24 protein-coding genes and 1 riboswitch are annotated in these 25598 nt (G+C 71.0%); of the genes, 14 read left to right on the top strand and 10 right to left on the bottom strand.

Annotation, left to right across the window (positions count from 1 at the left end):
• Window positions 1-65: 65 nt before the first annotated feature.
• The 3 genes from rsgA to OG207_RS15605 all read right to left on the bottom strand — a co-directional run bounded on the left by rsgA (window position 66) and on the right by OG207_RS15605 (window position 3236).
• Window positions 66-1076, bottom strand: coding sequence for a ribosome small subunit-dependent GTPase A (rsgA, locus tag OG207_RS15615; protein WP_329099135.1), 1011 nt, complete (start codon window positions 1074-1076; stop codon window positions 66-68).
• 8 nt (window positions 1077-1084) lie between these two features.
• The gene (gene aroA, locus OG207_RS15610; protein ID WP_329099134.1) at window positions 1085-2458 is read right to left on the bottom strand and encodes a 3-phosphoshikimate 1-carboxyvinyltransferase; all 1374 of its coding nucleotides are present in this window, start codon (window positions 2456-2458) and stop codon (window positions 1085-1087) included.
• 64 nt (window positions 2459-2522) lie between these two features.
• The gene (locus tag OG207_RS15605) at window positions 2523-3236 is read right to left on the bottom strand and encodes a M50 family metallopeptidase (protein ID WP_329099133.1); all 714 of its coding nucleotides are present in this window, start codon (window positions 3234-3236) and stop codon (window positions 2523-2525) included.
• A 53-nt stretch (window positions 3237-3289) separates the two neighbouring features.
• On the opposite strand from OG207_RS15605, the gene OG207_RS15600 reads away from it, so the two are divergent.
• From OG207_RS15600 to def, 8 genes are all read left to right on the top strand, one after another.
• Window positions 3290-4108 (top strand): SOS response-associated peptidase, encoded by an 819-nt coding sequence (locus tag OG207_RS15600; RefSeq protein ID WP_329099132.1) that lies wholly within the window; start codon window positions 3290-3292, stop codon window positions 4106-4108.
• Between the two features lie 19 nt (window positions 4109-4127).
• A complete protein-coding gene (locus OG207_RS15595; protein WP_329099131.1) occupies window positions 4128-4778 on the top strand; it encodes an alpha/beta hydrolase family protein in 651 nt (216 codons plus the stop codon).
• Window positions 4779-5085: 307 nt separating this feature from the next.
• Complete coding sequence (locus OG207_RS15590) at window positions 5086-5730, top strand: sigma-70 family RNA polymerase sigma factor (protein WP_030012983.1); 645 nt, start codon at window positions 5086-5088, stop codon at window positions 5728-5730.
• Window positions 5727-6032, top strand: coding sequence for a mycothiol system anti-sigma-R factor (rsrA, locus tag OG207_RS15585; RefSeq protein WP_030012982.1), 306 nt, complete (start codon window positions 5727-5729; stop codon window positions 6030-6032). The genes OG207_RS15590 and rsrA overlap by 4 nt, the downstream gene beginning before the upstream one ends.
• A gap of 200 nt (window positions 6033-6232) precedes the next feature.
• The gene (locus tag OG207_RS15580) at window positions 6233-7738 is read left to right on the top strand and encodes an HD-GYP domain-containing protein (protein ID WP_329099130.1); all 1506 of its coding nucleotides are present in this window, start codon (window positions 6233-6235) and stop codon (window positions 7736-7738) included.
• Window positions 7735-8994: an HD-GYP domain-containing protein gene (locus OG207_RS15575; RefSeq protein WP_329099129.1), complete on the top strand. Its 1260-nt coding sequence runs from the start codon at window positions 7735-7737 to the stop codon at window positions 8992-8994. The genes OG207_RS15580 and OG207_RS15575 overlap by 4 nt, the downstream gene beginning before the upstream one ends.
• A 130-nt stretch (window positions 8995-9124) precedes the next feature.
• The gene (locus tag OG207_RS15570) at window positions 9125-10114 is read left to right on the top strand and encodes a tetratricopeptide repeat protein (RefSeq protein WP_329099128.1); all 990 of its coding nucleotides are present in this window, start codon (window positions 9125-9127) and stop codon (window positions 10112-10114) included.
• A gap of 82 nt (window positions 10115-10196) precedes the next feature.
• Window positions 10197-10832: a peptide deformylase gene (def, locus tag OG207_RS15565; RefSeq protein ID WP_329099127.1), complete on the top strand. Its 636-nt coding sequence runs from the start codon at window positions 10197-10199 to the stop codon at window positions 10830-10832.
• Between the two features lie 5 nt (window positions 10833-10837).
• Here def and OG207_RS15560 read toward each other — a convergent pair whose 3' ends face one another.
• Window positions 10838-11803: a helix-turn-helix domain-containing protein gene (locus OG207_RS15560; RefSeq protein ID WP_329099126.1), complete on the bottom strand. Its 966-nt coding sequence runs from the start codon at window positions 11801-11803 to the stop codon at window positions 10838-10840.
• A gap of 81 nt (window positions 11804-11884) precedes the next feature.
• Between OG207_RS15560 and OG207_RS15555 the strand changes: the two genes are divergently transcribed.
• On the top strand, window positions 11885-12112 hold the full coding sequence (locus OG207_RS15555) for a hypothetical protein (RefSeq protein ID WP_329099125.1): 228 nt from the start codon (window positions 11885-11887) through the stop codon (window positions 12110-12112).
• A gap of 90 nt (window positions 12113-12202) precedes the next feature.
• Here OG207_RS15555 and OG207_RS15550 read toward each other — a convergent pair whose 3' ends face one another.
• The 3 genes from OG207_RS15550 to OG207_RS15540 all read right to left on the bottom strand — a co-directional run bounded on the left by OG207_RS15550 (window position 12203) and on the right by OG207_RS15540 (window position 16411).
• Window positions 12203-13219, bottom strand: a complete 1017-nt coding sequence (locus tag OG207_RS15550) for a ribonucleotide-diphosphate reductase subunit beta (protein WP_030385960.1) — start codon at window positions 13217-13219, stop codon at window positions 12203-12205.
• A complete protein-coding gene (locus tag OG207_RS15545; protein WP_329099124.1) occupies window positions 13219-15597 on the bottom strand; it encodes a ribonucleoside-diphosphate reductase subunit alpha in 2379 nt (792 codons plus the stop codon). Before OG207_RS15545 ends, OG207_RS15550 begins: the two co-directional genes overlap by 1 nt.
• 143 nt (window positions 15598-15740) lie before the next feature.
• Window positions 15741-15862, bottom strand: a riboswitch (cobalamin riboswitch).
• A gap of 51 nt (window positions 15863-15913) precedes the next feature.
• A complete protein-coding gene (locus OG207_RS15540) occupies window positions 15914-16411 on the bottom strand; it encodes a GNAT family N-acetyltransferase (RefSeq protein ID WP_329099122.1) in 498 nt (165 codons plus the stop codon).
• Between the two features lie 78 nt (window positions 16412-16489).
• On the opposite strand from OG207_RS15540, the gene OG207_RS15535 reads away from it, so the two are divergent.
• Window positions 16490-17074 carry a Uma2 family endonuclease gene (locus OG207_RS15535; RefSeq protein ID WP_329099121.1) on the top strand — a complete coding sequence of 195 codons (585 nt, stop codon included), beginning with the start codon at window positions 16490-16492 and terminating at the stop codon, window positions 17072-17074.
• 49 nt (window positions 17075-17123) lie between these two features.
• Here the strand turns inward: OG207_RS15535 and OG207_RS15530 are convergent, their stop codons facing one another.
• The 3 genes from OG207_RS15530 to OG207_RS15520 form a co-directional block, all read right to left on the bottom strand.
• Window positions 17124-17321 carry a YbdD/YjiX family protein gene (locus OG207_RS15530; protein ID WP_329099120.1) on the bottom strand — a complete coding sequence of 66 codons (198 nt, stop codon included), beginning with the start codon at window positions 17319-17321 and terminating at the stop codon, window positions 17124-17126.
• Window positions 17318-19537 (bottom strand): carbon starvation CstA family protein, encoded by a 2220-nt coding sequence (locus OG207_RS15525; RefSeq protein WP_329099119.1) that lies wholly within the window; start codon window positions 19535-19537, stop codon window positions 17318-17320. The genes OG207_RS15530 and OG207_RS15525 overlap by 4 nt, the downstream gene beginning before the upstream one ends.
• 141 nt (window positions 19538-19678) lie before the next feature.
• On the bottom strand, window positions 19679-20443 hold the full coding sequence (locus OG207_RS15520; RefSeq protein WP_030016685.1) for a GntR family transcriptional regulator: 765 nt from the start codon (window positions 20441-20443) through the stop codon (window positions 19679-19681).
• A 289-nt stretch (window positions 20444-20732) separates the two neighbouring features.
• Between OG207_RS15520 and OG207_RS15515 the strand changes: the two genes are divergently transcribed.
• The 4 genes from OG207_RS15515 (at window position 20733) to OG207_RS15500 (ending at window position 25536) form a co-directional block, all read left to right on the top strand.
• Window positions 20733-22013: an extracellular solute-binding protein gene (locus OG207_RS15515; protein WP_329099118.1), complete on the top strand. Its 1281-nt coding sequence runs from the start codon at window positions 20733-20735 to the stop codon at window positions 22011-22013.
• A gap of 127 nt (window positions 22014-22140) precedes the next feature.
• Window positions 22141-23160, top strand: a complete 1020-nt coding sequence (locus OG207_RS15510) for a carbohydrate ABC transporter permease (RefSeq protein WP_329099117.1) — start codon at window positions 22141-22143, stop codon at window positions 23158-23160.
• 83 nt (window positions 23161-23243) lie between these two features.
• Window positions 23244-24047 carry a carbohydrate ABC transporter permease gene (locus tag OG207_RS15505; RefSeq protein ID WP_329107653.1) on the top strand — a complete coding sequence of 268 codons (804 nt, stop codon included), beginning with the start codon at window positions 23244-23246 and terminating at the stop codon, window positions 24045-24047.
• 7 nt (window positions 24048-24054) lie between these two features.
• Window positions 24055-25536, top strand: coding sequence for a glycoside hydrolase family 3 protein (locus OG207_RS15500; RefSeq protein ID WP_329099116.1), 1482 nt, complete (start codon window positions 24055-24057; stop codon window positions 25534-25536).
• The last annotated feature ends 62 nt before the right edge of the window (window positions 25537-25598 follow it).

The raw sequence follows: 25598 nt of genomic DNA, 5'->3' as shown, positions 1-25598 counted from the left end.
TGGTGCGATTATGCATTTATCCAGACACGGCCCTCGACAAACGCGGCCGGACCTTCGCCGGACGGTCAGTCGCCCTCGCGCCGCTCGCGCGTCTCCAGCAGCCGGCGCAGCGAATACAGCCGCGCCGGGTCCGCGTGGCCGTCCTCCACCCACTTGTCGAGCGCGCAGTCCGGCTCGTCGTGGCTGCACGCGCGCGGGCACTCCTCGGTGCCCGGCACCAGGTCCGGGAAGGCCAGGATCACCCGGGACGGGTCCACGTGGTGCAGGCCGAAGGAGCGCACGCCCGGGGTGTCGATGACCCAGCCGTCGCCGCTCGGCAGCGGCAGCGCGAGCGCCGAGGTGGTGGTGTGCCGACCGCGGCCGGTCACCGCGTTGACGTGCCCGGTGGCTCGCTGGCGGCCCTCGGCGACCAGCGAGTTCACCAGGGTGGTCTTGCCGACGCCCGAGTGTCCGACGAAGGCCGTGATGCGGCCGTCGAGCCGCTCGCGCACCCGGTCCGCCGCGTCACCCGTGGCCAGCTCCTCCCGGTTGGTCACCACGTAGTTCACGCCGAGCGTCGCGTAGATCTCCAGGATCTTGTCCGCGGAGGTCAGGTCGGACTTGGTGAGCACCAGCAGCGGTTCCAGCCCGGCGTCGTACGCCGCCACCAGGCAGCGGTCGATCATCCGGGGCCGCGGCTCCGGGTCGGCCAGGGCCGTGACGATGGCCAGCTGGTCCGCGTTGGCGACGACCACCCGCTCGTACGGGTCGTCGTCGTCGGCGGTGCGCCGCAGGACGGACTTGCGCTCCTCGATCCGCACGATGCGGGCCAGCGTGTCCTTCTTGCCGGACAGGTCACCGACGATCCAGACCCGGTCGCCGACCACCGCCGCCTTGCGGCCCAGCTCGCGGGCCTTCATCGCGTGTACCGAGCGGCCCTCGACCAGACAGGTCAGCCGGCCGCGGTCCACCGTGAGGACGAAGCCCTCGGCCGCGTCCTCGTGCTTGGGCCGGATGCTCGTCCGCGGCCGGTTGCCCTTGGGGTTCGGGCGCTGGCGGATGTCGTCCTCGTCGGTGTGCTTGCCGTACCTGCGCATGACGGGCCCTACGCTCCCGCACCCGCTCCGGGTGCCCCGGAGCCACCGGCGTCCCCGGCGAGCATGTCCGTCCACATCTTCGGGAAGTCCGGCAGGGTCTTCGCGGTCGTCGCCACGTTCTCGATCTGCACGCCTTCGACCGCCAGGCCGATCACCGCACCCGCGGTGGCCATCCGGTGGTCGTCGTACGTGTGGAAGGTGCCGCCGTGCATCCGGCGCGGCCGGATGCACAGGCCGTCCGCGGTCTCGGTGACATCGCCGCCGAGCGCGTTGATCTCATTGGTCAGCGCGGCCAGCCGGTCCGTCTCGTGCAGCCGCAGGTGCGCGACGCCGCGCAGCACCGAATCGGAGTCGGCCAGGGCGGCCACGGCCGCGATGCCCGGGGTGAGCTCGCCGACCTCGCTCAGGTCCACGTCGATGCCGTGGATCTTGCCGGTGCCGGTGAACACCAGGCCCGCGTCGGTCAGCTCGCAGGAGCCGCCCATCTCGGTGAAGATCCGGCGCAGCGCGTCGCCCGGCTGGGTGGTGCGGCGCGGCCAGTCGGGGATGGTCACCGTACCGCCGGTGATCAGGGCCGCGGCCAGGAAGGGCTGCGCGTTGGAGAGGTCAGGTTCCACGACCATGTCGCGGCCCAACAGCGCCCCGGGGGCCACCCGCCAGACGTCCTTCTCGCCGCCCGCCTCGGGGGTGTCGACCTGGGCGCCCGCCGCGCGCAGCATCTCCACGGTCATCCGGATGTGCGGCATCGACGGCAGCTTGCCGCCCACGTGCCGGACCTCGACACCCTGGTTGAACCGCGGGGCGGACAGCAGCAGGGCGGAGACGAACTGCGAGGAGTTACTGGCGTCGATCTCGACGGTGCCGCCCTCCAGGGCCCCGCCGCCCTGGACGGTCATGGGCAGCGCGCCCCGGCCGTCGTCGTCGATCCGGGCGCCGAGCGCGCGCAGGGCGGTGATGACCTGGCCGAGCGGGCGCTCGTAGGAGCGCGGGTCGCCGTCGAAGCGGATGTCGCCGTCGGCGAGGGTGGCGACGGGCGGCAGGAAGCGCATGACCGTGCCCGCGTTGCCGACGTCCACGGTCGTCGGGCCGTGCAGGGCCGCCGGGATGATCCGCCAGGCCTCGCCGCCCGCACCGTCACTGGCGGAGCTGGACGAGACGGTTTCCTCGATGCCGACGCCCAGCGCACGCAGCGCGTCGGACATCAGCTGCGAGTCGCGCGAGCGCAGCGGACGGCGCACCCAGCCGGGCTCGGCGGCGAGCGCGGCGAGCACGAGGGCCCGGTTGGTGACCGATTTGGAGCCCGGCACCGTGACGGTGGCGTGGACGGTCCCGTCGGCGAGCGGAGCGGGCCAGAGGGCGGGGAGCGCGGGGGTCTCGGTCATGGCCACCACTTTAGTGGCTTCCCCCGACCCCAGATCTTGATCCCGGCCCCGTCTCAGGGAGCGGTCACAGGGCGAGCAGCCAACGGGCCCCGCCGATCAGCGAGCACAGCGCGACGACGTGGAAGAAGAGCAACCACACCACCGGGTGCAGGTGCGTGAGCCGGCCGAGCTGGTCGGCGTCGGAATCGGGGGCCCCGCCGCCCCGGCGCTTGGCCCCCAGCTCGAAGACCGGCCGGACCCCGCCGAACAGCAGGAACCAAACGACCAAGTAGGCGAAACCGGCCTGGACCCCGGCCGGGGCCAGCCAGGACACCAGCAGGAAGGTTCCGCCGGTCAGTACCACCGTCAGTGCCCCGTACGCGTTCCGGATCATCACCAGCATCGCCACCAGCAGGGCGGTGGCCACCCACAGCAGCAGCGTGATCCGGTGCGCGGACAGCAACGCCGCCCCGCCCAGCCCGAGCAGCGAGGGCGCCGTGTACCCGCCCGCGGCGGTCAGGATCATCCCCAGCCCGGTCGGCTTGCCCCGGCTGACGGTGACCCCGCTGGTGTCCGAGTGCAGCCGTATCCCGCTCAGCCGCCGCCCGGTCAGCAGCGCCAACAGCCCGTGCCCGCCCTCGTGCGCGATGGTGACGGCGTTGCGCGAGAGCCGCCACAGCGGGCGGGGCCCCACCGCGGCCGCCGCGACGAGCCCCGTCACGATCACCAGCCACAGGTCGGGCGAGGCCTGTATGCCCGTGAGCCGGTCCCACAGACCGGCGGTCGTGCTGCTGTCCATAAGGTGGCGGACTCCTTGCGGTGAGGTGCGGGCGACATGGCAGTGTGACAGCCATGTGCGGACGGTATGCGGCGAGTCGTAGGCCCGAGGACCTCGTGGAGGCCTTCGGCATCGAGAGGTGGGAGCCGGAGGAGGCCCTGGCCCCCGACTTCAACGTGGCGCCGACGAAAGAGGTCCACGTGGTCCTCGACCGTCCCCTCAAAGACGCCCCGCACTCCCGTCCGGTTCGCCAGCTGCGCGTCCTGAAGTGGGGGCTGGTCCCCTCCTGGGCCCAGAACCCCGACGGCGCCGCGCGGATGATCAACGCCCGGTCCGAGACCCTGCACGAGAAGCCCTCCTTCCGCCGGCCCTTCGCGCAGCGCCGCTGCATCGTCCCCGCCGACGGCTACTACGAGTGGGTCACCGCCCACGACGAGCGGCAGCTGGAGGTGGAGGGCAAGAAGAAGCGGGCCCGCAAACAGCCCTACTTCGTGCTCCCCTCCGACGGCTCCGTCTTCGCCATGGCCGGCATATACGAGTTCTGGCGCGACCGGACCCTGCCCGACGACCACCCGCTCTCCTGGTGGGTCACCTGCTCGGTGATCACCACCGAGGCCGAGGCCGGCCCCCTGGGCGCGGCCCCCGCCGAGGGACCGCGCTCGCTCGCCGACATCCACCCGCGGATGCCGCTGATGCTGACCCCGGACCGCTGGGACGCCTGGCTGGACCCGGCGAACACCGACACCGAGGGCTCGCTGAGGGAGCTGCTCGCCCCGCCGCCCGGCGGGCTGATGCGGGCCTACCCGGTCTCGACCGCCGTGAGCAACGTGCGCAACAACGGGCCGGAGCTGCTGACGGAGCTGGCCGCGCCGGAGGAGGGCACCCTCTTCTGACCCGGGCAGGATGGGACGCATGACCACGCGTACCGAGAGCGTCGACACCACGGCGGGCGAGGCCCGCATCACCTGGCACCCGGCGCCGGAGCCGAGGCTCGTGCTCGCCGTGAGCCACGGCGCCGGCGGCGGCATCGAGGCCCGGGACCTCCGGGCACTGGCCGCCGCCCTGCCCGCCCGCGGAATCACGGTGGCCCTGGTCGAACAACCCTGGCGGGTCGCCGGGAAGAAGGTCGCCGCCGCGCCCAAGGTGCTGGACGAGGGCTGGCGCGGGCTGTGGCCGGCGCTCACGGAGCCCAGGCTGCCGGTCGTCGCGGGCGGGCGCAGCGCCGGGGCCCGGGTGGCCTGCCGGACCGCCGCCGAGCTGGGAGCAGCCGGGGTACTGGCACTGGCCTTCCCGCTGCACCCGCCGGGCCGGCCGGAGAAGTCCCGCGCCGACGAGCTCACCGGGGCCGGCCGGCCCGCCCTCGTGGTCCAGGGCGGCCGGGACCCCTTCGGGCGGCCCGAGGAGTTCCCGCCACCGAGCGCGCAGGACCCGTACGAGCTCGTGGAGGTGGCGTACGCCGATCACGGCTTCGCGGTGCCGAAGAAGGCGGACACCACCCAGGAGGAAGCGCTCCTGACGATCACCGAAGCGGTGGGGGAGTGGCTCGCGCGGCTCTCCGTCTGAGGCCGCCCGCCGGCCGCGTCCCGGGGAAAGCCGGAAAGCCGAAAAGCCGAAAAGCCTTCCGGCGCCCGGGAATGCGCCGCCCGCCCCTTCTGTTGTCTCGGATGTCGGAACGTAGGGGAACTCGTCGGAGGAGAGGGAGCGCATGACCCAGGTCATCAGCCAGAACCGTCGGCAGGCCGCTGACCTGGACTGGACGGTGCTGCCGGCACCCAAGCGCGGCTCGCTTCGGGCGGCGGAGGGCCGGGAAGGTCGACTATTCTCCGATTCGAGCGGATCCGCTTTCGGAGCCGCCACGCTGTCGGAGGAGGTGGGTCCTGTCGCTGGGACCGACGAAGGCCACGCGGAGGAGACGACCCTGGAGCGCAATGCGCGCTTCGAACGGGACGCCCTCGGCTACCTCGACCAGATGTACTCGGCCGCGCTGCGCATGACGCGCAATCCGGCCGACGCCGAGGACCTGGTCCAGGAGACGTACGCGAAGGCGTACGCGTCCTTCCACCAGTTCCGCGAGGGCACCAACCTGAAGGCGTGGCTCTACCGCATCCTGACGAACACCTTCATCAACTCCTACCGCAAGAAGCAGCGCGAGCCCCAGCGCAGCGCAGCGGAGGAGATCGAGGACTGGCAGCTGGCGCGCGCCGAGTCGCACATGTCGACCGGACTGCGCTCCGCCGAGTCGCAGGCGCTCGACCACCTGCCGGATTCTGACGTGAAGGAAGCCCTGCAGGCCATTCCGGAGGAGTTCCGCATCGCGGTCTACCTTGCCGACGTAGAGGGCTTTGCGTACAAGGAGATCGCGGACATCATGGGTACACCCATCGGTACGGTCATGTCGCGACTGCACCGTGGCCGCCGTCAACTCCGCGGAATGCTGGAGGACTATGCCCGTGAGCGCGGGCTGGTTCCCGCGGGCGCGGGAGAGTCGAACGACCGGAAAGGCTCGGACTCATGAGTTGCGGAGAGCCGCACGAGACAGAGTGCTCTGAGGTCCTGGATCACCTGTACGAGTTCCTCGATCAGGAGATGCCGGACAGTGACTGCACGAAGTTCGAGACGCATTTCGGCGAGTGCAATCCCTGCCTGGAGAAGTACGGCCTCGAACAGGCCGTGAAGAAGCTGGTCAAGCGCTGCTGCGGGTCGGACGACGTGCCGACCGACCTGCGGTCGAAGGTGATGGGCCGGATCGAACTGATTAGGTCCGGTCAGGCGGTGCCCGACCATGACGTCACCGCCGACAATCCCGCTCCCGGCTGACCCGCGCCGGTGACCGGCTAGACGACGGAACACCCGCCCCCGGAAGAGCAGTTCATTCACCCGAATGTGCTAATCCGGGGGCGCCCGCATGGCCCAATGCCGAAATGTGGCCCACCTCGCTCCGGGCCCCACCTATTCTCCCCATTCGGTGCTGGCTCGATTCAGCAGCCGGTGTGCACGGCACAGGGGAGGAGAGCGCCATGCGGGCACTTCCGCCGGGGGCGCGCGGATTCATCCTGTGCGCCGTTCTCGCTGCCGTCGCGTGCACCACCCCCGCCCTCACGGATTCCGGTACGCCCTGGGCGGCCGTGGCCCCGCTTGCCGTGCTCTACCTCGGTGGCGAACTCCTCAAGGCCTGCCCGCCGCTGCGCAGCCGGGTGCCGGAGGGCATCGGCCCCTTCTTCCCCGTGGTCCTCGCCGCCGTCTTCCTGCTGCCGCCCGCCGCCGCCGCGCTCGTGGCCCTGCCCGGAGGGCTCGCGGGCACCGTCGTCCAGCGACCCGCCCGGGTGCGCCGCCTGTGGCACGGCGCGCAGCAGGCGACAGCGGCCTGGGTCGCGGGCCAGGCCTACGGGCTGCTGCGCGGCCCGGCCACACTCAGCTCCGGGTCCCTCGCCGGCTCCGGGCCCCTCGTAGGACCGGCCGACTTCCCCTCCGTGCTGCTTCCCGCGACGGCCGCGGCCATCGCCTTCTGCTTGGTGCTCACCGTCCTCGACGGCGGTATCCTGGCCGTCGCCGAACGCCGCCCGGCCGCCACCGCCTGGCGCGGGCTCCTGACCTCATCCCTCGCCCCGCACTGCGTCCACGGCCTCGCCGGCCTGATGATGGCCGTCATGTGGCGCAGCCCCTACGGGCCCCCGGCCGCGCTGCTCGTCCTGCTGCCGATGTACATCTCCTGCTGGGTCTTCGCCCAGTACCACCGCGAGCGCACCGCCCACCAGGCGACCATCCGCGCCCTCGTCCAGGCCGTCGACATCAAGGACCGCTACACACGGGGTCACAGCGAACGGGTCGGTCAGGCCTCCACGATGATCGCCCGCGAGCTGGGCATGACGGAGGACCGGCTGGAGACGGTCCGCATCGCCGGGATCCTGCACGACGTGGGCAAACTCGGCGTCCCGACCCGGCTGCTGCGCAAGGACGGGCCGCTCACCCCGCAGGAGCGCCGGATCATCGAACTGCACCCCGAGTACGGGCACGAGATGGTGCGCGGCATCGGCTTCCTCGGCGAGGCTCGGTCCGCGATCCTGCACCACCACGAGCGCGTCGACGGCTCCGGTTATCCGTACGGCCTGACCGGTGAGCAGATCCCGGTACTGGCCCGGGTCGTGGCGGTCGCGGACGCCTTCGACGCGATGACCTCGACCCGCTCGTACAGCCGGGCCCGCCCGGTGCCGGTCGCCCTGGCGGAGCTGGAACGGTGCGCGGGGGTGCAGTTCGACCCCTCGATGGTGCGGGCGCTGGTCGACGCGATCGGCCGGACCGGCTGGCACCCGGTGGTGACCTCGGACGAGGACCTCCAGGTGATCCCGGCGGCTGCCGCTGCCGCTTCCGCGGGGCCGGTGCCGGTGCCCTCGGCCCTGGCCGGGATGCCGGAACAGGGCTCCCGTCCGGTCGCAGCGGCCCCACCGCCGGACAGGGTCCCCGCGGCCCCCGGCCCCGCCGGCGGGGCCGGGCTGGACGCGGACGGCACCGGGGCGGGCGGATGAGGGGCCCGGCCGCGTGGACCGTGCGGGGGGCCGCCGGGGTGCTCACCGCCGCCGCACTCGGCCACACCCTGTGGACCGGCCTCGCCGAGCCCGGCGCCGCCCTCGCCTTCGCCGCCCTGATCACCGTAGGGGAGGTCGCCCGCCGGGACCGCCAGGACCCCCTCGGCCGCCACCCCGCACCGCTCGGCTCCGCCGGAGCCCTGGCCTACGCCCTGCTCGGCCAGAACGCCGGACAGCCCACCCACCACGGGGTGCTCCAGACCGTCGCGGTCGTCGTCGCGGCCGTCCTCCCCGGGATCGTCCCGCACATCGCCCGCGGCCGCGGCCCCGCCCTCGACCACCTGTCCCGCCGGGTGCTCACGGTCGCCTTCGCCGCCGCCTGTTTCCAGCCGCTCTACAACTCGGGCCGACTGGAGCAGTGGGTCGGCCAGGGCCCGTACCTCGTCGGCTTCCTGCTCTTCCTCCTCGGCCTCACCGCCCTGTGCGACGCCGTGCTCGCCGCCGCCCTCGCCGGGGCCCGGACCGGGCGGCCGTACGGCCCGCTGCTCCACGACGAACTGCGCTCCCAGCTCGGCGTCGGCTCGGCCATCTGTGCCACCGGGGTCGTGATGGCGCTCGGCGCGGCCGTCGCGGGCCTGTGGGCCATCACCGTCTTCAGCGTGCCGCTGCTGCTGACCCAGCTGTCCTTCCACCGGATCACCGCGATCCGCACCACCTACCGCCAGACCATCACCTCGCTGGCCCGCGCCACCGAGATCGCCGGCTGCACCCGGCCGGGCCACTCCCGCCGGGTGGCCGCCCTGAGCTGCGCCGTCGGCCGGGAGCTGGGCCTGTCGGAGCGGGAGCTCACGGTGCTGGAGTACGCCGCCCTGATGCACGACATCGGGCAGCTCTCCCTCGTCGACCCGGTCCCGGACGGGGCCACGGCCGGGCTGCCCGACGGTGAAGCCCGCCGGATCGCCGAGCTGGGCGGGGAGGTGGCCCGGCAGACCGGGGTGCCGGCCGAGGTCGCCGTGGTGGTGGAGCGGCAGGCGGATCCGTACCGTGAGCAGCCCACGGCGGCCCGGATCGTGCGTACGGTGAACGCGTACGACGATTTGGTCGGCGGGAGCCGTCACCCGGCTGGCTCACTGGCCGCCCTGGAGCGGCTCCGTCTGGGCACCGGGCATGATTACCAGCCGGAGGTCGTGGAGTGCCTGGCAAGGGTTCTGGCCAGGGGCGGACGTGGCAGAGTGGTGCCCGTCCCGCCTGGGTAACCCATGGGTAATGAGCGGCCGTCCGAGTGGGCATGGTTGGATGCCAGTAAGAGGGACCGTAGGAGTGTCCGCAAGGCTGCACCGTTGTCCCCAGCAACCGCTGGGAGGTGCCCCCAGGCAGGCGGGAATCGTGAGGATCTTCGGGAAGGTACGGCATCGGCCCTCCGCCTCGTGGCGGCAGGCCACCGACCGCGCGTTCACGCTGATCGGCGACGGTCGGTACGAGGACGCGGGCGCGCTGCTGACCAGAGCGGCGGACCTGGAGCCCTGGCTGTCCGAGTCCTGGTTCAATCTGGCCCTGCTGCACAAGTTCCGGCACGACTGGGAGCAGGCGCGGGCCGCCGGGCTGCGTGCCGTGGCCCTGCTGGACCGTGAGACGGGCGCCCCGGACTGGTGGAACGTGGGGATCGCCGCCACCGCGCTGCAGGACTGGCCGCTGGCCCGGCGGGCCTGGCAGGCGTACGGGCTGAAGGTGCCCGGGGACGCGGCGGGGGCGAGCGAGCCGGTCGGGATGGAGCTCGGCAGCGCCGCCGTTCGGCTCTCGCCCGAGGGCGAGGCCGAGGTGGTCTGGGGCCGCCGGCTGGACCCGGCCCGGCTGGAGGTCCTGTCGATCCCGCTGCCCTCCTCGGGGCGGCGCTGGGGCGAGGTCGTGCTCCACGACGGGGTCCCGCACGGCGAGCGGATGACCGCCGCCGGGCCCTCCTACCCCGTGTTCGACGAGATCGAGCTGTGGGCGCCGTCCCCGGTGCCGACCTGGGTGGTGCTGCTGGAGGCGGCCACCGAGGCGGACCGCGACGCGCTGGAGCAGCTGGCCTCGGACGCCGGATTCGCCGCCGAGGACTGGTCCTCGTCGGTGCGGCTGCTGTGCCGGACCTGCTCGGAGAGCGAGATGCCGAGCGACGAGGGCGACGGTGAGCAGCACCTCGATCCGCACGACCACAGCGAGCCGGGCCATCCCGGACCGCTCGGGCACCGTACGGCCGGCTCCGGCTCCCTGTGGGTCCCCGAGCGCGAGTGCGGGATCGCGGCACCGGCCGGTCTGGTGCGCGGACTGCTCGACGGCTGGGTCGCGGACAGCCCGGATACCAGGGAGTGGCGGGATCTCGAAGAAGTCTGCTGACCCGGGGCCGTAGGCTGTACGGGCACATCGGTGGCCACCACGGCCATCGGTGACCGGCACTTACGGAAGGCGTACGGCGGACATGGCGCAGCAGGAGAACGAGGTTGTCGAGGGCGTGAACGACGGGTACGTCGTGGACACCGAGGACTGTGAGGCGCGCGAGCTCGCCCACCGTCAGCGCGGCACGGCCCGTCCGATCACCGTGGTCGGCAACCCGGTCCTGCACCGGGAGTGCAAGGACGTCACCGAGTTCGGCGACGAACTGGCGCAGCTGATCGACGACATGTTCGCCAGCCAGAAGGCCGCCGAGGGCGTCGGCCTGGCCGCGAACCAGATCGGCGTGGACGCCAAGGTCTTCGTCTACGACTGCCCGGACGACGACGGCAAGCGGCACACCGGTGTCGTCGTCAACCCGAAGCTGATCGAGCTGCCGGCCGGCGCGCGGGTGCTGGACGACTCGAACGAGGGCTGCCTGTCGGTCCCGACGGCGTACGCCTCGCTGGCCCGCCCGGACTACGCCGAGGTCGAGGGCCAGGACGCGCAGGGCAACCCGATCAAGGTGCGCGGCACCGGCTACTTCGCCCGCTGCCTGCAGCACGAGACCGACCACCTGTACGGCTACCTCTACATCGACCGCCTCTCGAAGCGCGACCGCAAGGACGCCCTCCGCCAGATGGAAGAGGGCACCCCGCGCTACGAGACCGTCCCCAACGCCTGATCGGCCTAGGCGGCCTGCGGGCCCCGGAAGGCGCGCCGGAACGAGTTCGGCGTGGTGCCCAGGGTCCGCAGGAAGTGATGGCGCAGGGCCGCCGCGTTGCCGAAGCCGCAGCGGCCGGCGATCGCGTCCACCGTCTCGCCGGTCGACTCCAGCAGCTCCTGCGCCAGCAGGACCCGCTGGCGCAGCACCCACTTGTACGGGGTGGTGCCGGTCTCCTGGAGGAAGCGGCGGGCGAAGGTCCGCGGGGACATGTGCGCGCGCTCCGCGAGCTGCTCGACGGTGATCTCCTCGTCCAGGTGGCGGGCCATCCACTCGATCACCTCGCCCACCGTGTCACAGGCCGTGCGCGGCAACGGTCGCTGGATGAACTGGGCCTGTCCGCCGTCCCGGTGCGGCGGTACGACCATCCTGCGCGCGATGATGTTGGCCACCTCGGCCCCGTGTTCCTGGCGGACCACGTGCAGGCACGCGTCGATGCCCGAGGCCGTGCCGGCGGCAGTGATCACCGAACCCTCGTCCACGTAGAGCACGTCCGGGTCGACGACGGCCCGCGGGAAGCGGCGGGTCAGGGCCGCGGCGTGCATCCAGTGCGTGGTGCACCGGCGGCCGTCCAGCAGCCCGGCGGCGCCGAGGACGTAGGCCCCGCTGCACACGCTGAGGACCCGTGCACCCCGGTCCACGGCCCGGCGCAGGGCCGCCAGCAGCGGCTCGGGATAGATGCGTGCGGCGGCGTCACCGGCGGCCGGCAGACAGACGAGGTCGGCCTCCTCCAGTCGCTCCAGTCCGTGCGCGGGGGTGATCCCGAAAGCGCCCCCGCCCACGGTCAGGGGCCCGTCCTCCGCCGCGCACACGGCGAAGTCGTACACCGGTACGCCCATGTCACTGCGATCGATTCCGAACACCTCGCAGAAGATCCCCAGCTCGAAGGGGGCGACTCCGTCGACGAGGGCCACGGCCACGTTGTTCAGCATGACCCCAGTGTGGCAGTAATTCGGTCTTCTATGACAGTACTGCCACTGTCGATCATGGGCGATCAGGCGGACAGTAGAGCTATGACCACCTTCGTGAACTACCTCGCCGTCCTCGCCATCGCCGCCCTCCTGCTCGGGCCCAGCCTGTACGGGATCCTGCGCGACCGGCGGATCGACCAGCAGATCCGGGCCGTCGCGACCCGGCTCGTGTGGCTCCCCCGCCAGCGTGCGGGCGGCCTCCCGCCCACCCCGCGCCGGCGCACCTTCCGGCCCTCCGCCCGCAGGTACTGGGGCCCCATCGCCCACTGACCACCGGGGAACGCGAGAAGCCGGGACACGGAAACCCCGCATCCCGGCTCCCCGGTCACTTCCCCGGAACCCCTTGACGTACGTGAAGTACTAGAAGTCCTCGTCCAGGTCCACCGTGCCCTCGACCGCGACCTGGTAGGCCGACGGACGGCGCTCGAAGAAGTTCGTCAGCTCCTGCACGCCCTGCAGCTCCATGAAGGAGAACGGGTTCTGCGAGCCGTACACCGGCGGGAAGCCCAGACGGACCAGGCGCTGGTCCGCGACGCACTCCAGGTACTCGCGCATCGACTCGGTGTTCATGCCCGGCAGGCCGTCACCGCACAGGTCGCGGCCGAACTGCAGCTCCGCCTCCACGGCCTCCTTGAGCATGTCGGTGACCTGCTGCTGGAGGGCGTCGTCGAAGAGCTCCGGCTCCTCCTTGCGGACCGTGTCCACGACCTCGAAGGCGAAGTTCATGTGCATGGTCTCGTCACGGAAGACCCAGTTGGTGCCGGTGGCCAGGCCGTGCAGCAGACCGCGCGAGCGGAACCAGTACACGTACGCGAAGGCGCCGTAGAAGAACAGGCCCTCGATGCACGCGGCGAAGCAGATCAGGTTCAGCAGGAAGCGGCGGCGGTCGGCGGCCGTCTCCAGCCGGTCGATCTTCTCGACCGAGTCCATCCACTTGAAGCAGAACTGCGCCTTCTCGCGGATGGAGGGGATCTCCTCGACCGCGTCGAAGGCCGCCGCGCGGTCGTCCGGGTCGGGCAGGTAGGTGTCGAGCAGCGTCAGGTAGAACTGGACGTGCACGGCCTCCTCGAACAGCTGGCGCGACAGGTACAGGCGCGCCTCCGGGGAGTTGATGTGCTTGTAGAGCGTCAGCACCAGGTTGTTCGAGACGATCGAGTCGCCCGTCGCGAAGAACGCGACCAGTCGGCCGATCATGTGCTGCTCGGAGGGCGTCAGCTTCGCGAGGTCCGCGACGTCCGAGTGGAGGTCGACCTCCTCGACGGTCCAGGTGTTCTTGATTGCGTCCCGGTAGCGCTCGTAGAAGTCCGGGTAGCGCATCGGGCGCAGCGTGAGCTCGAAGCCCGGGTCCAGGAGGTTCTTGTTGTCGTTGGAGCTCATTACTGGCAGGCCTCGCAGGACTCGGGGTTCTCAAGGGAGCAGGCCAGCGCCTCGGCGTCGGCGACCGCCTGCGGCAGCTCGACGGGGGTGGCCGCCTGCGCGGCGCGGGCGATCTTCGTCGCCGGGCGCGAACGCAGGTAGTAGGTGGTCTTCAGACCCTGCTTCCAGGCGTACGCGTACATCGAGCTGAGCTTGCCGATGGTGGGCGTCTCCAGGAACAGGTTCAGCGACTGCGACTGGTCGAGGAACGGCGTACGGGCCGCCGCCATGTCGATCAGACCGCGCTGCGGGATCTCCCACGCCGTGCGGTACAGCTCGCGGACCTCGGCCGGGATCCAGCCGAAGCCCTGGACCGAGCCGGAGGAGTCGCGCAGCGCCTCGCGGGTCTGGGCGTCCCACACGCCGAGCTGCTTCAGCTCCTCCACCAGGTAGCCGTTCACCTGGAGGAACTCACCGCTGAGCGTCTCGCGCTTGAAGAGGTTGGAGACCTGCGGCTCGATGCACTCGTACACGCCGGCGATCGAGGCGATCGTGGCCGTCGGGGCGATGGCCAGGAGCAGGGAGTTGCGCATGCCGGTCTCGGCGACGCGGGCGCGCAGCGCATCCCAGCGCTCCGGCCAGTTCAGCTCGACGTCGTAGTGGTCGGGGTGCAGGACACCGCGGGCGGTACGGGTCTGCTCCCAGGCCGGGAGCGGGCCGCTGCGCTCGGCGAGGTCGCAGGAGGCCTCGTAGGCGGCCAGCATGATGCGCTCGGAGAGCTTGGTGGACAGGGCCTTCGCCTCGGGAGAGTCGAAGGGCAGCTTCAGCTTGAAGAAGACGTCCTGGAGGCCCATCGCGCCCAGGCCCACCGGGCGCCAGCGGGCGTTGGAGCGGCCGGCCTGCTCGGTCGGGTAGAAGTTGATGTCCACGACGCGGTCGAGGAAGGTGACGGCCGTGCGGACGGTCTCGTCGATCCGCTCCCAGTCGATCTCGCCGTCCACGACGAACGCGCCCAGGTTGACCGAACCGAGGTTGCAGACGGCCGTCTCGCCGTCGTTGGTGACCTCGATGATCTCGGTGCACAGGTTCGAGGAGTGCACGACGGTGCCCGGCTCGGCCGTCTGGTTCGCCGTGCGGTTGGAGGCGTCCTTGAAGGTCATCCAGCCCTGGCCGGTCTGCGCGAGGGTGCGCATCATCCGGCCGTACAGGTCGCGCGCCGGCATGGTCTTGCGGGCCAGGCCGTCCGCCTCGGCCTTGCGGTAGGCGGCGTCGAACTCGTCGCCCCACAGGTCGACCAGCTCGGGCACGTCGGCCGGGGAGAACAGCGACCACTCGGCGTCTGCGTTCACGCGGCGCATGAACTCGTCCGGCACCCAGTGGGCCAGGTTCAGGTTGTGGGTGCGGCGCTGGTCCTCACCGGTGTTGTCGCGGAGCTCCAGGAACTCCTCGATGTCCGCGTGCCAGGTCTCCAGGTAGACGGCGGCGGCGCCCTTGCGGCGGCCACCCTGGTTCACGGCGGCGACGGAGGCGTCGAGGGTCTTCAGGAACGGCACGATGCCGTTGGAGTGGCCGTTGGTGCCGCGGATCAGCGAACCGCGGGCGCGGATGCGGGAGTACGAGAGGCCGATGCCGCCGGCGTGCTTGGACAGGCGCGCGACCTGGTGGTAGCGGTCGTAGATCGAGTCGAGCTCGTCCAGCGGGGAGTCCAGCAGGTAGCAGGAGGACATCTGCGGGTGCCGGGTGCCGGAGTTGAAGAGCGTGGGGGAGGACGGCAGGTAGTCCAGGCGGCTCATCAGCCGGTACAGCGAGGCCACTTCCTCCACTGCCTGGACGCTCTCGTCGGCGGCCAGGCCGCAGGCCACGCGCAGCATGAAGTACTGCGGGGTCTCGATGACCTGACGGGTGATCGGGTGGCGCAGCAGGTAGCGGCTGTGCAGGGTGCGCAGACCGAAGAAGCCGAAGCGGTCGTCGGCGCCCTCGGCGAGGGTCAGCTCGACGAGCGAGTCGAGCCGGGCCGCGTGGGTGCGGACGAACTCGGCGGTGCGGTCGGCGATGAGGCCCTCGCGGTGGCCGACCTCGACGGAGGCCGAGAAGGAGGTGGAGCCCTGGCTCGCGGCCTCGTCGCGCACGGCCAGCGTCAGCAGGCGGGCGGCGAGCCGGGAGTAGGCCGGGTCCTCCGAGATCAGACCGGCGGCGGCCTCCGTGGCCAGCCCGCGCAGTTCGGCGTCGTCGGCCGCGGAGCTGCGGCCGCGCAGCGCGGAGGCCGCGACCCGGCCGGGGTCGGTGTCGGGGAGGTCCGCCGTCAGTTCGGTGAGGGTACGCAGCAGCGTGGCCCCCGGGCCCTCGGTGTTGTCGCCAGAAGTGGACTCGGCGCGCGGTGCGGAAGGCGCGATGGTCACGGCGGGAGCTCTCCCTCGCTCGGCCCGGTCATCGGCGGGGCGGGGCGCGAGCGGGCGCACGCGGGCGCGACGAGAACGCGTACCCCGCATGGCGTCCACCGGCCCAACCGCGAGGCCCGGACGAATCGGCACCCGGTTCGGTCGAGCCGGGCGCGCTGTCGGCAGGTCATCGGACTTGGCGTCCGGTAGCCGGACACTTCATACCGTTGCGGGACAGTTCCGGATTCGCACCGGATTCCCCTGCAGCGACAGCAGGCATGAGCATACATGTGGGGGCGGCCCTGTGCGGTAACCCCCACATGTAGTGTCGGCGTGGCTACAGCTTGAGCCGGTAAGTGAGGAGTGTCAGGCCCTCGATCGGCGCCCAATCCCGCCCCGGAGTGCGTACGAAGCCCAGGCGCGCGTAGATCCGATGGGCGCCGGCCATGCTGCGCTGGGTGGACAGGGCCAGGCCGCGCACGCCCTCCACGGCCCGCGCCCGCTCGATGCAAGCCCGCACCAGAGCCTCGCCGACGCCCTGGCCGCGCGCCTCGTGGGCCACCGCGAGCATCCGGAACTCCGCCTCGTCGGGGGCCGCGACGTCGGCGAGCGGACTGCCCGGAGCGGCGAACGTCACACCGCCCAGCAACCGTCCGTCCCGCTCGGCGACGAGCACCTCGGCCCGGGCGGCCCGGCCGGCCACGTCGCGCAGCACGTTCAGGTAGGCGTCGTCCTCGTTGAAGTCCAGGTGCCCGTCGGCGAGGTAGGCCCGCGCCGTGATCTCGCCCAGCTCCGCGTAGTCGGCGGGCACCGCCGTTCTGATCACCATGTCCATGCGGTCGAGTGTGCAGGACGGGTGTCCACGCCCGGCGCTATCGTCGGAAGCAGCACCGTCGAGGAAGGTGAGCGAGGCATGACCGTGATGACCGACCGCCCCCACATGCTGACCGAGGAGTTCGAGACCCTCGCGCGTATAGGCGCCAGAGAGGTGGAGGGGCTGCGGTTGGAATTCATCGATGGGAAGCTGGGGGTTAAGGCGGTGCCGGACGGGGACCACGGACTGATCATCGAGTGGCTCATGCGCATCTGCATCCAGCATCGTCCTGAGCTCTTCCTCTATGGCGAGCAAGGTTTGCAGGTGCAGCAGTATCGCGATGGGCGTGCCCGGCCGGATGGGGTCCTGGCGCCGAGCGGCTTCATGAAGGCGCAGGGCGAGTGGGTTGCCCCGGACGCTGTTCTGATGGTCGTGGAGGTCACTTCGTACGACTCCGACACCGACCGCCGTGACCGGATCGAGAAGCCGCGGGCCTTCGCCGAGACCGGCATTCCCGTCTATCTGCTGATCGACAGGGACAGCTGTGAGGTCTCGGTCCACAGTGAACCCGACGGGCATCGGTACGAGACCGTCCGCACCGTCCCCTTCGGCAAGGACGTCAAGCTCCCCGACCCCGTCGGCATCACCCTCCCGACCGAGCCCCTCAAGGACTGGGTGCGCTGACCACGGCCGAGGGGCCCCGCCGCGGTGCGCGGCGGGGCCCCTCGGCCCGTCAGCAGCAGCGGAAGCCCTCGCGGGGGTCCGCCTCGCGGGCGTCCGTACGGGCGCGTTCGAAGGCGCGGCGGGTGAGGACCTCCGCGTCCGGGTCGTGGGAGCGGGCGTGGGCCACGTAGCGGTCGTACGCGGCCTCCCCGGAGAACTCCCGTACGAAGAACCGGGCCCTGGCCAGCGCGCCCCGTACGGTGCTCACGCCACCGGCTCCTTGACGTGTCCGCCGCCCGCGTCCGGGCCCACGGCGGCGAGCTCCGCGCGTTCCTCGGCGGTCGCGATCAGGCCGGCCGGGGCGACGATCTTCGACTTGGTCCACGGGGTCTCGGAGAGGGTCGCCGACCCCGGGTCGCGGACGGCCTTGAGGCAGGTCCGGGCCGCGTCCGCGAGGACCACGATGATCAGGAGGGCGAAGAAGGTGCACAGCACGCCGTCGACCGTGGCGTTGGTGACCACGGTGTGCATGTCGTCCATGTTCTTGGCGGGCGCCAGCACCTTGTCGGCGTCGATTCCGGCCTGGTACTTGTCGCGCTGGGCGAAGAACCCGACCTTGACGTCCTCGGAGAAGATCTTCTGGTAGCTCGCGGTGAGGGTCACCGTGGCGTCCCAGACCAGCGGAACGCCCGTCACCCAGGCCCACTTGAGCCGGCCGGATTTGATCAGCAGCGTGGTGCAGACGGCCAGCGCGACCGCGGCGAGCAGCTGGTTGGCGATGCCGAAGAGCGGGAAGAGCTGGTTGATGCCGCCGAGCGGGTCCTTGATGCCGACCCACAGGAAGTAGCCCCAGCCGCCGACGACGATCGCGCTCGCGAACCACACGCCGGGCTTCCAGCTGACGTCCTTGAAGGACTTGTGCACGTTGCCGAGGGTGTCCTGGAGCATGAACCGACCCACGCGGGTGCCCGCGTCGAGCGTCGTCAGGATGAAGAGCGCCTCGAACATGATGGCGAAGTGGTACCAGAACGCCTTCATGCCGGCGCCGCCGACCACGGCGGAGAAGATCTCCGACATTCCGAGTGCGAAGGTCGGAGCGCCGCCCGTGCGCGAGAGCAGACTGGCTTCCTCGACGTCCTTGGCGGCCTGGGCGAGCGCCTCGGGGGAGATGGCGAAGCCGAAGTTGGTCACCGCCTGGGAGGCGGACTCGACCGTGGTGCCGATGACCCCGCCGGGGGAGTTGACCGCGAAGAAGAGGCCGGGCTCGATGATGCAGGCCGCGATGATCGCCATGACGGCGACGAAGGACTCGGTCAGCATGGCGCCGTAGCCGATCATGCGGACCTGGGTCTCCTTCTGGATCATCTTCGGGGTGGTTCCCGAGGAGACCAGGGCGTGGAAGCCGGAGAGGGCGCCACAGGCGATGGTGATGAAGACGAAGGGGAACATCGACCCGGCGAAGACCGGCCCGTCGCCGCTCGCCGCGAAGTCGGTGACCGAGGGCATCTTCAGGGTGGGCATCGCGATGACCACGCCGAGCGCGAGGAGCGCGATCGTGCCGACCTTCATGAAGGTGGAGAGGTAGTCGCGGGGCGCGAGCAGCATCCACACCGGCAGCACCGATGCCAGGAAGCCGTACACCACCATCCAGATGACCAGCGTCTCCTTCTCCAGGGTGAAGGTGCCGGCGAAGGAGGACTCGGCGACCCAGCCGCCCGCGACGATGGCGAGCAGCAGCAGCGCGACGCCGATGACGGAGACCTCGGTGACCCGGCCCGGCCGCAGGACGCGCAGGTAGAAGCCCATGAAGACGGCGATCGGGATGGTCATGCCGATGGAGAAGACGCCCCAGGGCGAGTGCGCCAGGGCGTTGACGATGACCAGGGCCAGCACCGCCAGCAGGATGATCATGATGGCGAACACGGCGACCAGGGCGGCGGCCCCGCCGACGGGGCCGATCTCGTCCCGGGCCATCTGGCCGAGCGAACGCCCGTCGCGGCGGGTGGAGAAGAACAGCGTGACCATGTCCTGGACGGCCCCGGCGAAGATCACGCCGGCGACGATCCAGATGGTGCCCGGCAGATAGCCCATTTGTGCGGCGAGCACCGGGCCGACGAGCGGGCCGGCGCCGGCCACGGCCGCGAAGTGGTGGCCGAAGAGCACCCGGCGGTCGGTGGGGTGGAAGTCGACGCCGTTGTCCAGGCGTTCGGCGGGGGTGGCCCGGGTGGCGTCCACCTTCAGTACGCGGTCCGCGATGAAGCGCGCGTAGAAGCGGTAGGCGATCGCGTACGAGCCCAGCGCGGCGGCGAGCAGCCAGGCGGCGGAGATCTCCTCGCCGCGCGAGAGCGCCAGCACGCCCCAGCCGATGGCACCGACGAGTCCGACGAGCACCCACGCGGCGATGGACTTGGGAGAGGGCGAGCCCGGCGTGTTTCCCGGACTCGCCGAGTCCCGTTCTGTCCCTGTTGCTTCCGGTTCAGGCATGACCTCGTCCCCTCGTCGATCATCTGCGTAAGCGCAGGGAATCTACGGGGGATTGCCCGCTGAGCGTAAGACCCCGTCCGTATTCCGGTATGTGAAGGAACGGGGTACGCGGGGCCCGGCGGGCGGCGAGGTCGGGCGAGGTCAGACGGCGGGGCGCTTGAGCCGGGCGACGAACTTGTAGCGGTCGCCGCGGTACACCGACCGCACCCACTCCACCGGTTCGCCGTCGGCGTCCAGGGAGTGCCGGGAGAGCATCAGCATCGGCAGCCCGACGTCGGTGCCGAGCAGGCCGGCCTCGCGCGGGGTGGCCAGTGAGGTCTCGATGGTCTCCTCGGCCTCGGCCAGGTGCACGTCGTACACCTCGGCGAGCGCGGTGTAGAGGGAGGTGTACTTGGCCAGCGACCGGCGGAGCGCCGGGAAGCGCTTGGCCGAGAGGTGGGTGGTCTCGATGGCCATCGGCTCACCGCTGGCCAGGCGCAGCCGCTCGATGCGCAGCACCCGCCCGCCGGTGGTGATCTTGAGCAGTCCGGCGAGGGTGTCGTCGGCCGTCACGTAGCCGATGTCGAGGAGCTGGGAGGTGGGTTCTAGACCCTGGGCCCGCATGTCCTCCGTGTACGAGGTCAGTTGCAGGGCCTGGGAGACCTTGGGCTTGGCGACGAAGGTGCCTTTGCCCTGGATCCGCTCCAGTCGTCCCTCTACGACCAGTTCCTGGAGGGCCTGCCGGACGGTGGTCCGCGAGGTGTCGAACTCGGCCGCGAGCGTGCGCTCGGGCGGCACCGGCGTGCCGGGCGGCAGCGTCTCGGTCATGTCGAGCAAGTGCCGCTTGAGTCGGTAGTACTTGGGCACACGCGCCGTGCGAGTGGCCGCCCCGCCTTCCGGCTCCGTGGTCGCCCCTTCGGTGGCCATCGCCGCCCGCCTTCCCGACTCCAGTTTCGCTGCCGTCACCGGCTCCTCCGATATGTGCGGTCACATCGTGACACGTAAGGGGGGACAGGCCTTCTCTCTCCCCAGGTGTCGGTCCGATAACGGACCGGGCACCCGCTCATTAGACCCTTGACACCCCTAAAGGTCTAGGCCAAGCTCCAGCTACTGGTCTAAACCAATATGGATCAGATCCCGGCCCCACGGCAGTACTTCGCGTATGTCACCGCGGCGGGCAAGGGAAGTGCAGGCAGGCATCCCTGAGGAGGGTGGCGTGAAGCGCAAGCTCATCGCGGCGGTTGGAGTCGCGGGCATGGTTATCGGCCTCGCGGCTTGTGGCAATGGGGACGACGACAAGGCCAAGGCCGACGCGGGTCCCAAGGAGATCACCGTCTGGGTCATGGACGGCTCCGCGCCGAAGGCCTGGATCGAAGAGGTCAACAAGGAGTTCTCGGCCAAGCACCCCGGTGTGACCGTCAAGGTCGAGGAGCAGAAGTGGACCGGCATCCAGGAGAAGGTCACCACGGCCCTTTCCGAGAACAACCCTCCGGACGTTCTTGAGCTCGGCAACACGCAGACCGCAGGCTACGCGGTCACCGGCGGCCTCGCCGACCTGACGAAGGACAGGGCCCAGCTCGGCGCCGACGCCTGGCAGAAGAGCATGCTCGCCTCGGCCGAGGTCGAGGGCAAGCTCTACTCCGCCCCCTGGTACGCCGCCAACCGCGTCGTCATCTACGACAAGAAGGCCTTCGCGAAGGCCGGCGTCACCCCGCCCACCACCCGCGACGAGTGGGTCGCGGGCCTGGAGAAGCTGAAGGCGGCCGACCCGGCCTCGCAGCCGATCTACCTGCCCGGCCAGAGCTGGTACGTCCTCGCGGGCCTGATCTGGGACGAGGGCGGCGACCTCGCCCTCAAGGACGGCAGCAAGTGGAAGGGTGGACTGGGCACCCCGCAGGCCGCCTCCGCCATGGACTTCTACAAGAAGCTCCAGTCCTTCTCCACCGCCCCCAAGGACAAGGACGAGGCCACCCCGCAGCAGGCCACCGACATCGTTCCCAAGGGCGGCGTCGCCTCCTGGATCGGTCTCGGCTGGGAGGCCAGCGGCGCGGAGAAGGCCCTGAAGGAAGCGGGCAAGGAAGCCGACTTCGGCTACTTCCCGATCCCGGGCAAGACCGCCGACAAGTCCGGCACCGTCTTCATCGGCGGCTCGAACCTCGCCATCGCCGAGCGCTCCAAGAACAAGGAGCTCGCCAAGGAGTGGCTGGCCCTGGCCGCAGGCAAGGACCAGATGACCAAGTACGCCACCGAGACCAAGGGCGCACTGCTCCCCAACCAGGCCGGTGCCAACTTCGCCCCCGCCGCGGGCTCCTTCGCCGAGGCCATGGGCAAGGCCGGCGCCAACGGCAAGATCACCCCGGTCACCGCGGGCTGGGCGAACGTCGAGACCGAGCCGAACCCCATCAAGGAGTTCATGACCAAGGTCCTGAAGGGTGAGGACGCCGCCAAGGCGGGCGCGGACGCGGACGCGGAGATCGCGAAGCGCATCAACAAGTAGTCCCGCCCCGCAGTACCCGCACGACCCAGCCGTGTGAACGCACCGGGGGGTGCGGCAGGTGCCCGGACACCCGCCGCGCCCCCGGTCGCGCATTTGACTCCACAGTCAACCGCGAGGAAGCCAAGCCATGACCGTGCACTCCCAGGGAGCGGTGACCAGCGCTCCACAGGACGCACCACCGAAGTCCGCCGGACTGCCCGAGACGCCGGCCCCAGCAACCGGCGCCAGCCACGCGCCGCCTCGCGGAGGCAGAAAGCCGCTCCCCACCGGGTGGCTGCCCTACCTGTTGGTCGCGCCCGCGGTGCTCGCCCTCGCGACGCTCCTGCTGTACCCGCTGATCAAGAACGTGATCCTGTCCCTCCAGGACATCAACAAGATCGAGTTCATCCAGCGGAAGTACCCCTTCGCGGGACTCGACAACTACACCGAGCTGCTCGGTGACACGAACTTCTGGACCGTCGTCGTCCGCAGCTTCGCCTTCACCCTCGCCAACGTCGCGCTGATCATGGTGCTGGGCAGCCTGATCGGCATCCTGCTGAACAAGCTCGGCAAGAAGATGCGACTGGTCCTCTCGATGGCCCTGGTGATGGCCTGGGCCATGCCCATCGTCGCCTCGGTACAGGTCTTCCGCTGGCTGTTCGACGAGCAGTTCGGCGTCATGAACTGGGTCATGCGCACCGCCGGCTTCTCCGGCTACGAGCAGCACAACTGGATGGAGACCGGCCTCTCCACCATGGTGATCGTCACGATCCTGGTGGTCTGGGGCTCCATCCCGTTCGTCGCCCTCAACATGTACGCCGGCCTCACCACCGTCGGCGCCGAGCTGTACGAAGCCGCCCGCATGGACGGGGCCAACGGCTGGCAGACCTTCTGGAAGATCGTCTTCCCGAACCTGAAGCCCTTCTTCCTCATCACCACCTTCCTCGAGGTGATCTGGGTGTTCAAGGCCTTCACCCAGGTCTACGCGATGAACAAGGGCGGCCCGGACCGCGCCTCCGAGATCCTGCCGGTCTTCGCCTACGTCGAGGGCCAGAGCCAGGCCCACTACGGCCTCGCCGCCGCGATCTCCGTCCTGACGATCTTGATCCTCGTGATCGTCATGTCCTTCTACTTCCGCCTGATCCTGAAGCAGGAGGAGGAGCAGTGAGCACGACCACCGCCCCGAAGCCCGCGGCTTCCGAGAGGCCCGCACAACAGCTCCGCACCCGCCGCCCGGTACGCCCCGCAGCCGTGGCCAAGAACCTCGGCGCACTCCTGTTGGCCCTGGTCTTCGTCTTCCCCGTGTACTGGATGTTCTCCTCGGCCCTCAAGCCGGCCGACCAGATGCTCACGAAGGACCCCGTCTTCGTCTTCACGCCGACGACGGACAACTTCGCCAAGGCCACCGGGGTCGACAACTTCTGGACGTACGTCACCAACAGCGTCCTGGTCACCGTCGGCGCCGTCCTGCTTGCCCTGCTCGTCGCCCTCGCCGCGAGCTTCGCCATCGCCCGGATGAGGTTCAAGGGCCGCAAGGGCCTGGTCCTCACCGTGATGATGGCCCAGATGGCCCCCTGGGAGGTCATGGTCATCGCGATGTACATGATCGCCCGCGACGGCGAGATGCTGAACAGCCTCCCGCTGCTCACCGCGATCTACTTCGTGATGATCCTCCCCTTCACCATCTGGACCCTGCGCGGCTTCATCGCCGCCGTCCCGGTGACCCTGGAGGAGGCCGCCCAGATCGACGGCTGCACCCGCGGCCAGGCCTTCCGCAAGGTGATCTTCCCGCTGCTGGCCCCCGGCCTGATGTCCACCTCGCTCTTCGGCTTCATCACGGCCTGGAACGAGTTCGCCATGGTCCTGATCCTCAACAAGGACAAGCGCGCGCAGACCCTGCCGCTCTGGCTGACCGAGTTCATGACCGCCTTCGGCAACGACTGGGGCGCCACCATGGCCGCTTCCTCGCTCTTCGCGGTCCCGGTCCTGCTGATCTTCATCTTCCTCCAGCGCAAGGCAGTCGGCGGCATGACCGCCGGCGCCGTGAAGGGATGACGCTGCCATGACCGTCCTTGCGCACCACACCGATACGCTCACCCGCGACGCCCTCGCCGTCCTCCAGCCCGGCTTCGAGGGCACCACCGCCCCCGCATGGCTGCTCCGCCGGGTCGGCGAAGGCCTCACCGCCGTCGGCCTGTTCGGCCGCAACATCGCCTCGCCCGAGCAGCTCGCCGCGCTGACCGCGCAGCTGCGCACCGAGCGCGACGACGTCCTGGTCGCCATCGACGAGGAGGGCGGCGACGTCACCCGCCTGGAGGCCCGCGGCGGTTCGTCCTTCCCCGGCAACCTGGCCCTCGGCGCCGTCGACGACACCGGCCTCACCCGGGACGTCGCCCGCGAGCTGGGCCGGCGCCTCGCCGAGTGCGGGGTCAACCTCAACTGGGCCCCCTCCGCCGACGTCAACTCCAACCCGGACAACCCGGTGATCGGCGTACGGTCCTTCGGCGCCGACACCCACCTCGCCGCCCGGCACGCCGCCGCCTACGTCCAGGGCCTCCAGGCCGCCGGAGTGGCCGCGTGCACCAAGCACTTCCCGGGCCACGGCGACACCAACGTCGACTCGCACCACGCCCTGCCGCGCATCGACGTGGACCTGGACACCCTCCAGGCCCGCGAACTCGTCCCCTTCAAGGCGGCGATCGAGGCCGGCACCAAGGCCGTGATGAGCGCGCACATCCTGGTGCCCGCCCTCGACGCGACCCGCCCGGCCACGCTCAGCCCGCAGATCCTGACCGGCCTGCTGCGGGGCGAGCTCGGCTACCAGGGCCTCATCGTCACCGACGGCATGGAGATGAACGCCATCGCCGGAACGTACGGGATCGAACGCGGCTCGGTCCTGGCCATCGCGGCCGGCGCCGACGCCATCTGCGTCGGCGGCGGACTCGCCGACGAAGCCACCGTCCTGCGGCTGCGCGATGCGCTGGTCACGGCCGTCCGCGAGGGGGCACTGCCCGAGGAGCGCCTCGCCGACGCCGCCGCCCGCGTCCGCGCGCTCGCCGCATGGACCCGCGGAGCCCGGCCGGACGCGCAGCCGGAGGGGAGCCGCGCGTCCGGCATAGGGCTGACCGCCGCCCGCCGCGCCGTGCTCGTCACCGGCTCGACCAAGCCGCTCACGGCGCCCTACGTCGCCACGCTCGCGCCCGTCGCGAACATCGCTGTGGGGGACGAGACCCCCTGGGGCGTGGCGGCGGAACTCGCCGAGCTGCTCCCGGGCACCGCGGCGGGCGTCTACCCCGAGGGCTCTTCCGCCGGGGACGTGCTGGTGGCGGCGGGGGACCGCACCGTCGTCGCGGTGGTCCGTGACGCGCACCGACACCCCTGGATGACCGAGGCCCTCGACGCGCTGGTCGCGGCCCGCCCGGACACGGTCGTCGTCGAGATGGGCCTGCCGCGGACGGAGCCCCGCGGAGCCCTCTACATCGCGACGCACGGCGCGTCCCGCGTCTGCGGCCGGGCTGCGGCGGAAGTCATCGCGGGGGCGTAGCGGCCCCTGCGGACCGGGTCCGGGCAGCGCCCGGAGGCGTCGTGCAGCGCCCCGCACCCGCA

Origin of the sequence: Streptomyces sp. NBC_01439, assembly GCF_036227605.1 — a bacterium.
Lineage (GTDB): Bacteria > Actinomycetota > Actinomycetes > Streptomycetales > Streptomycetaceae > Streptomyces.
Note: the sequence above shows the minus strand (reverse complement) of the source record. Positions and strands in the feature narration are given on the sequence as shown.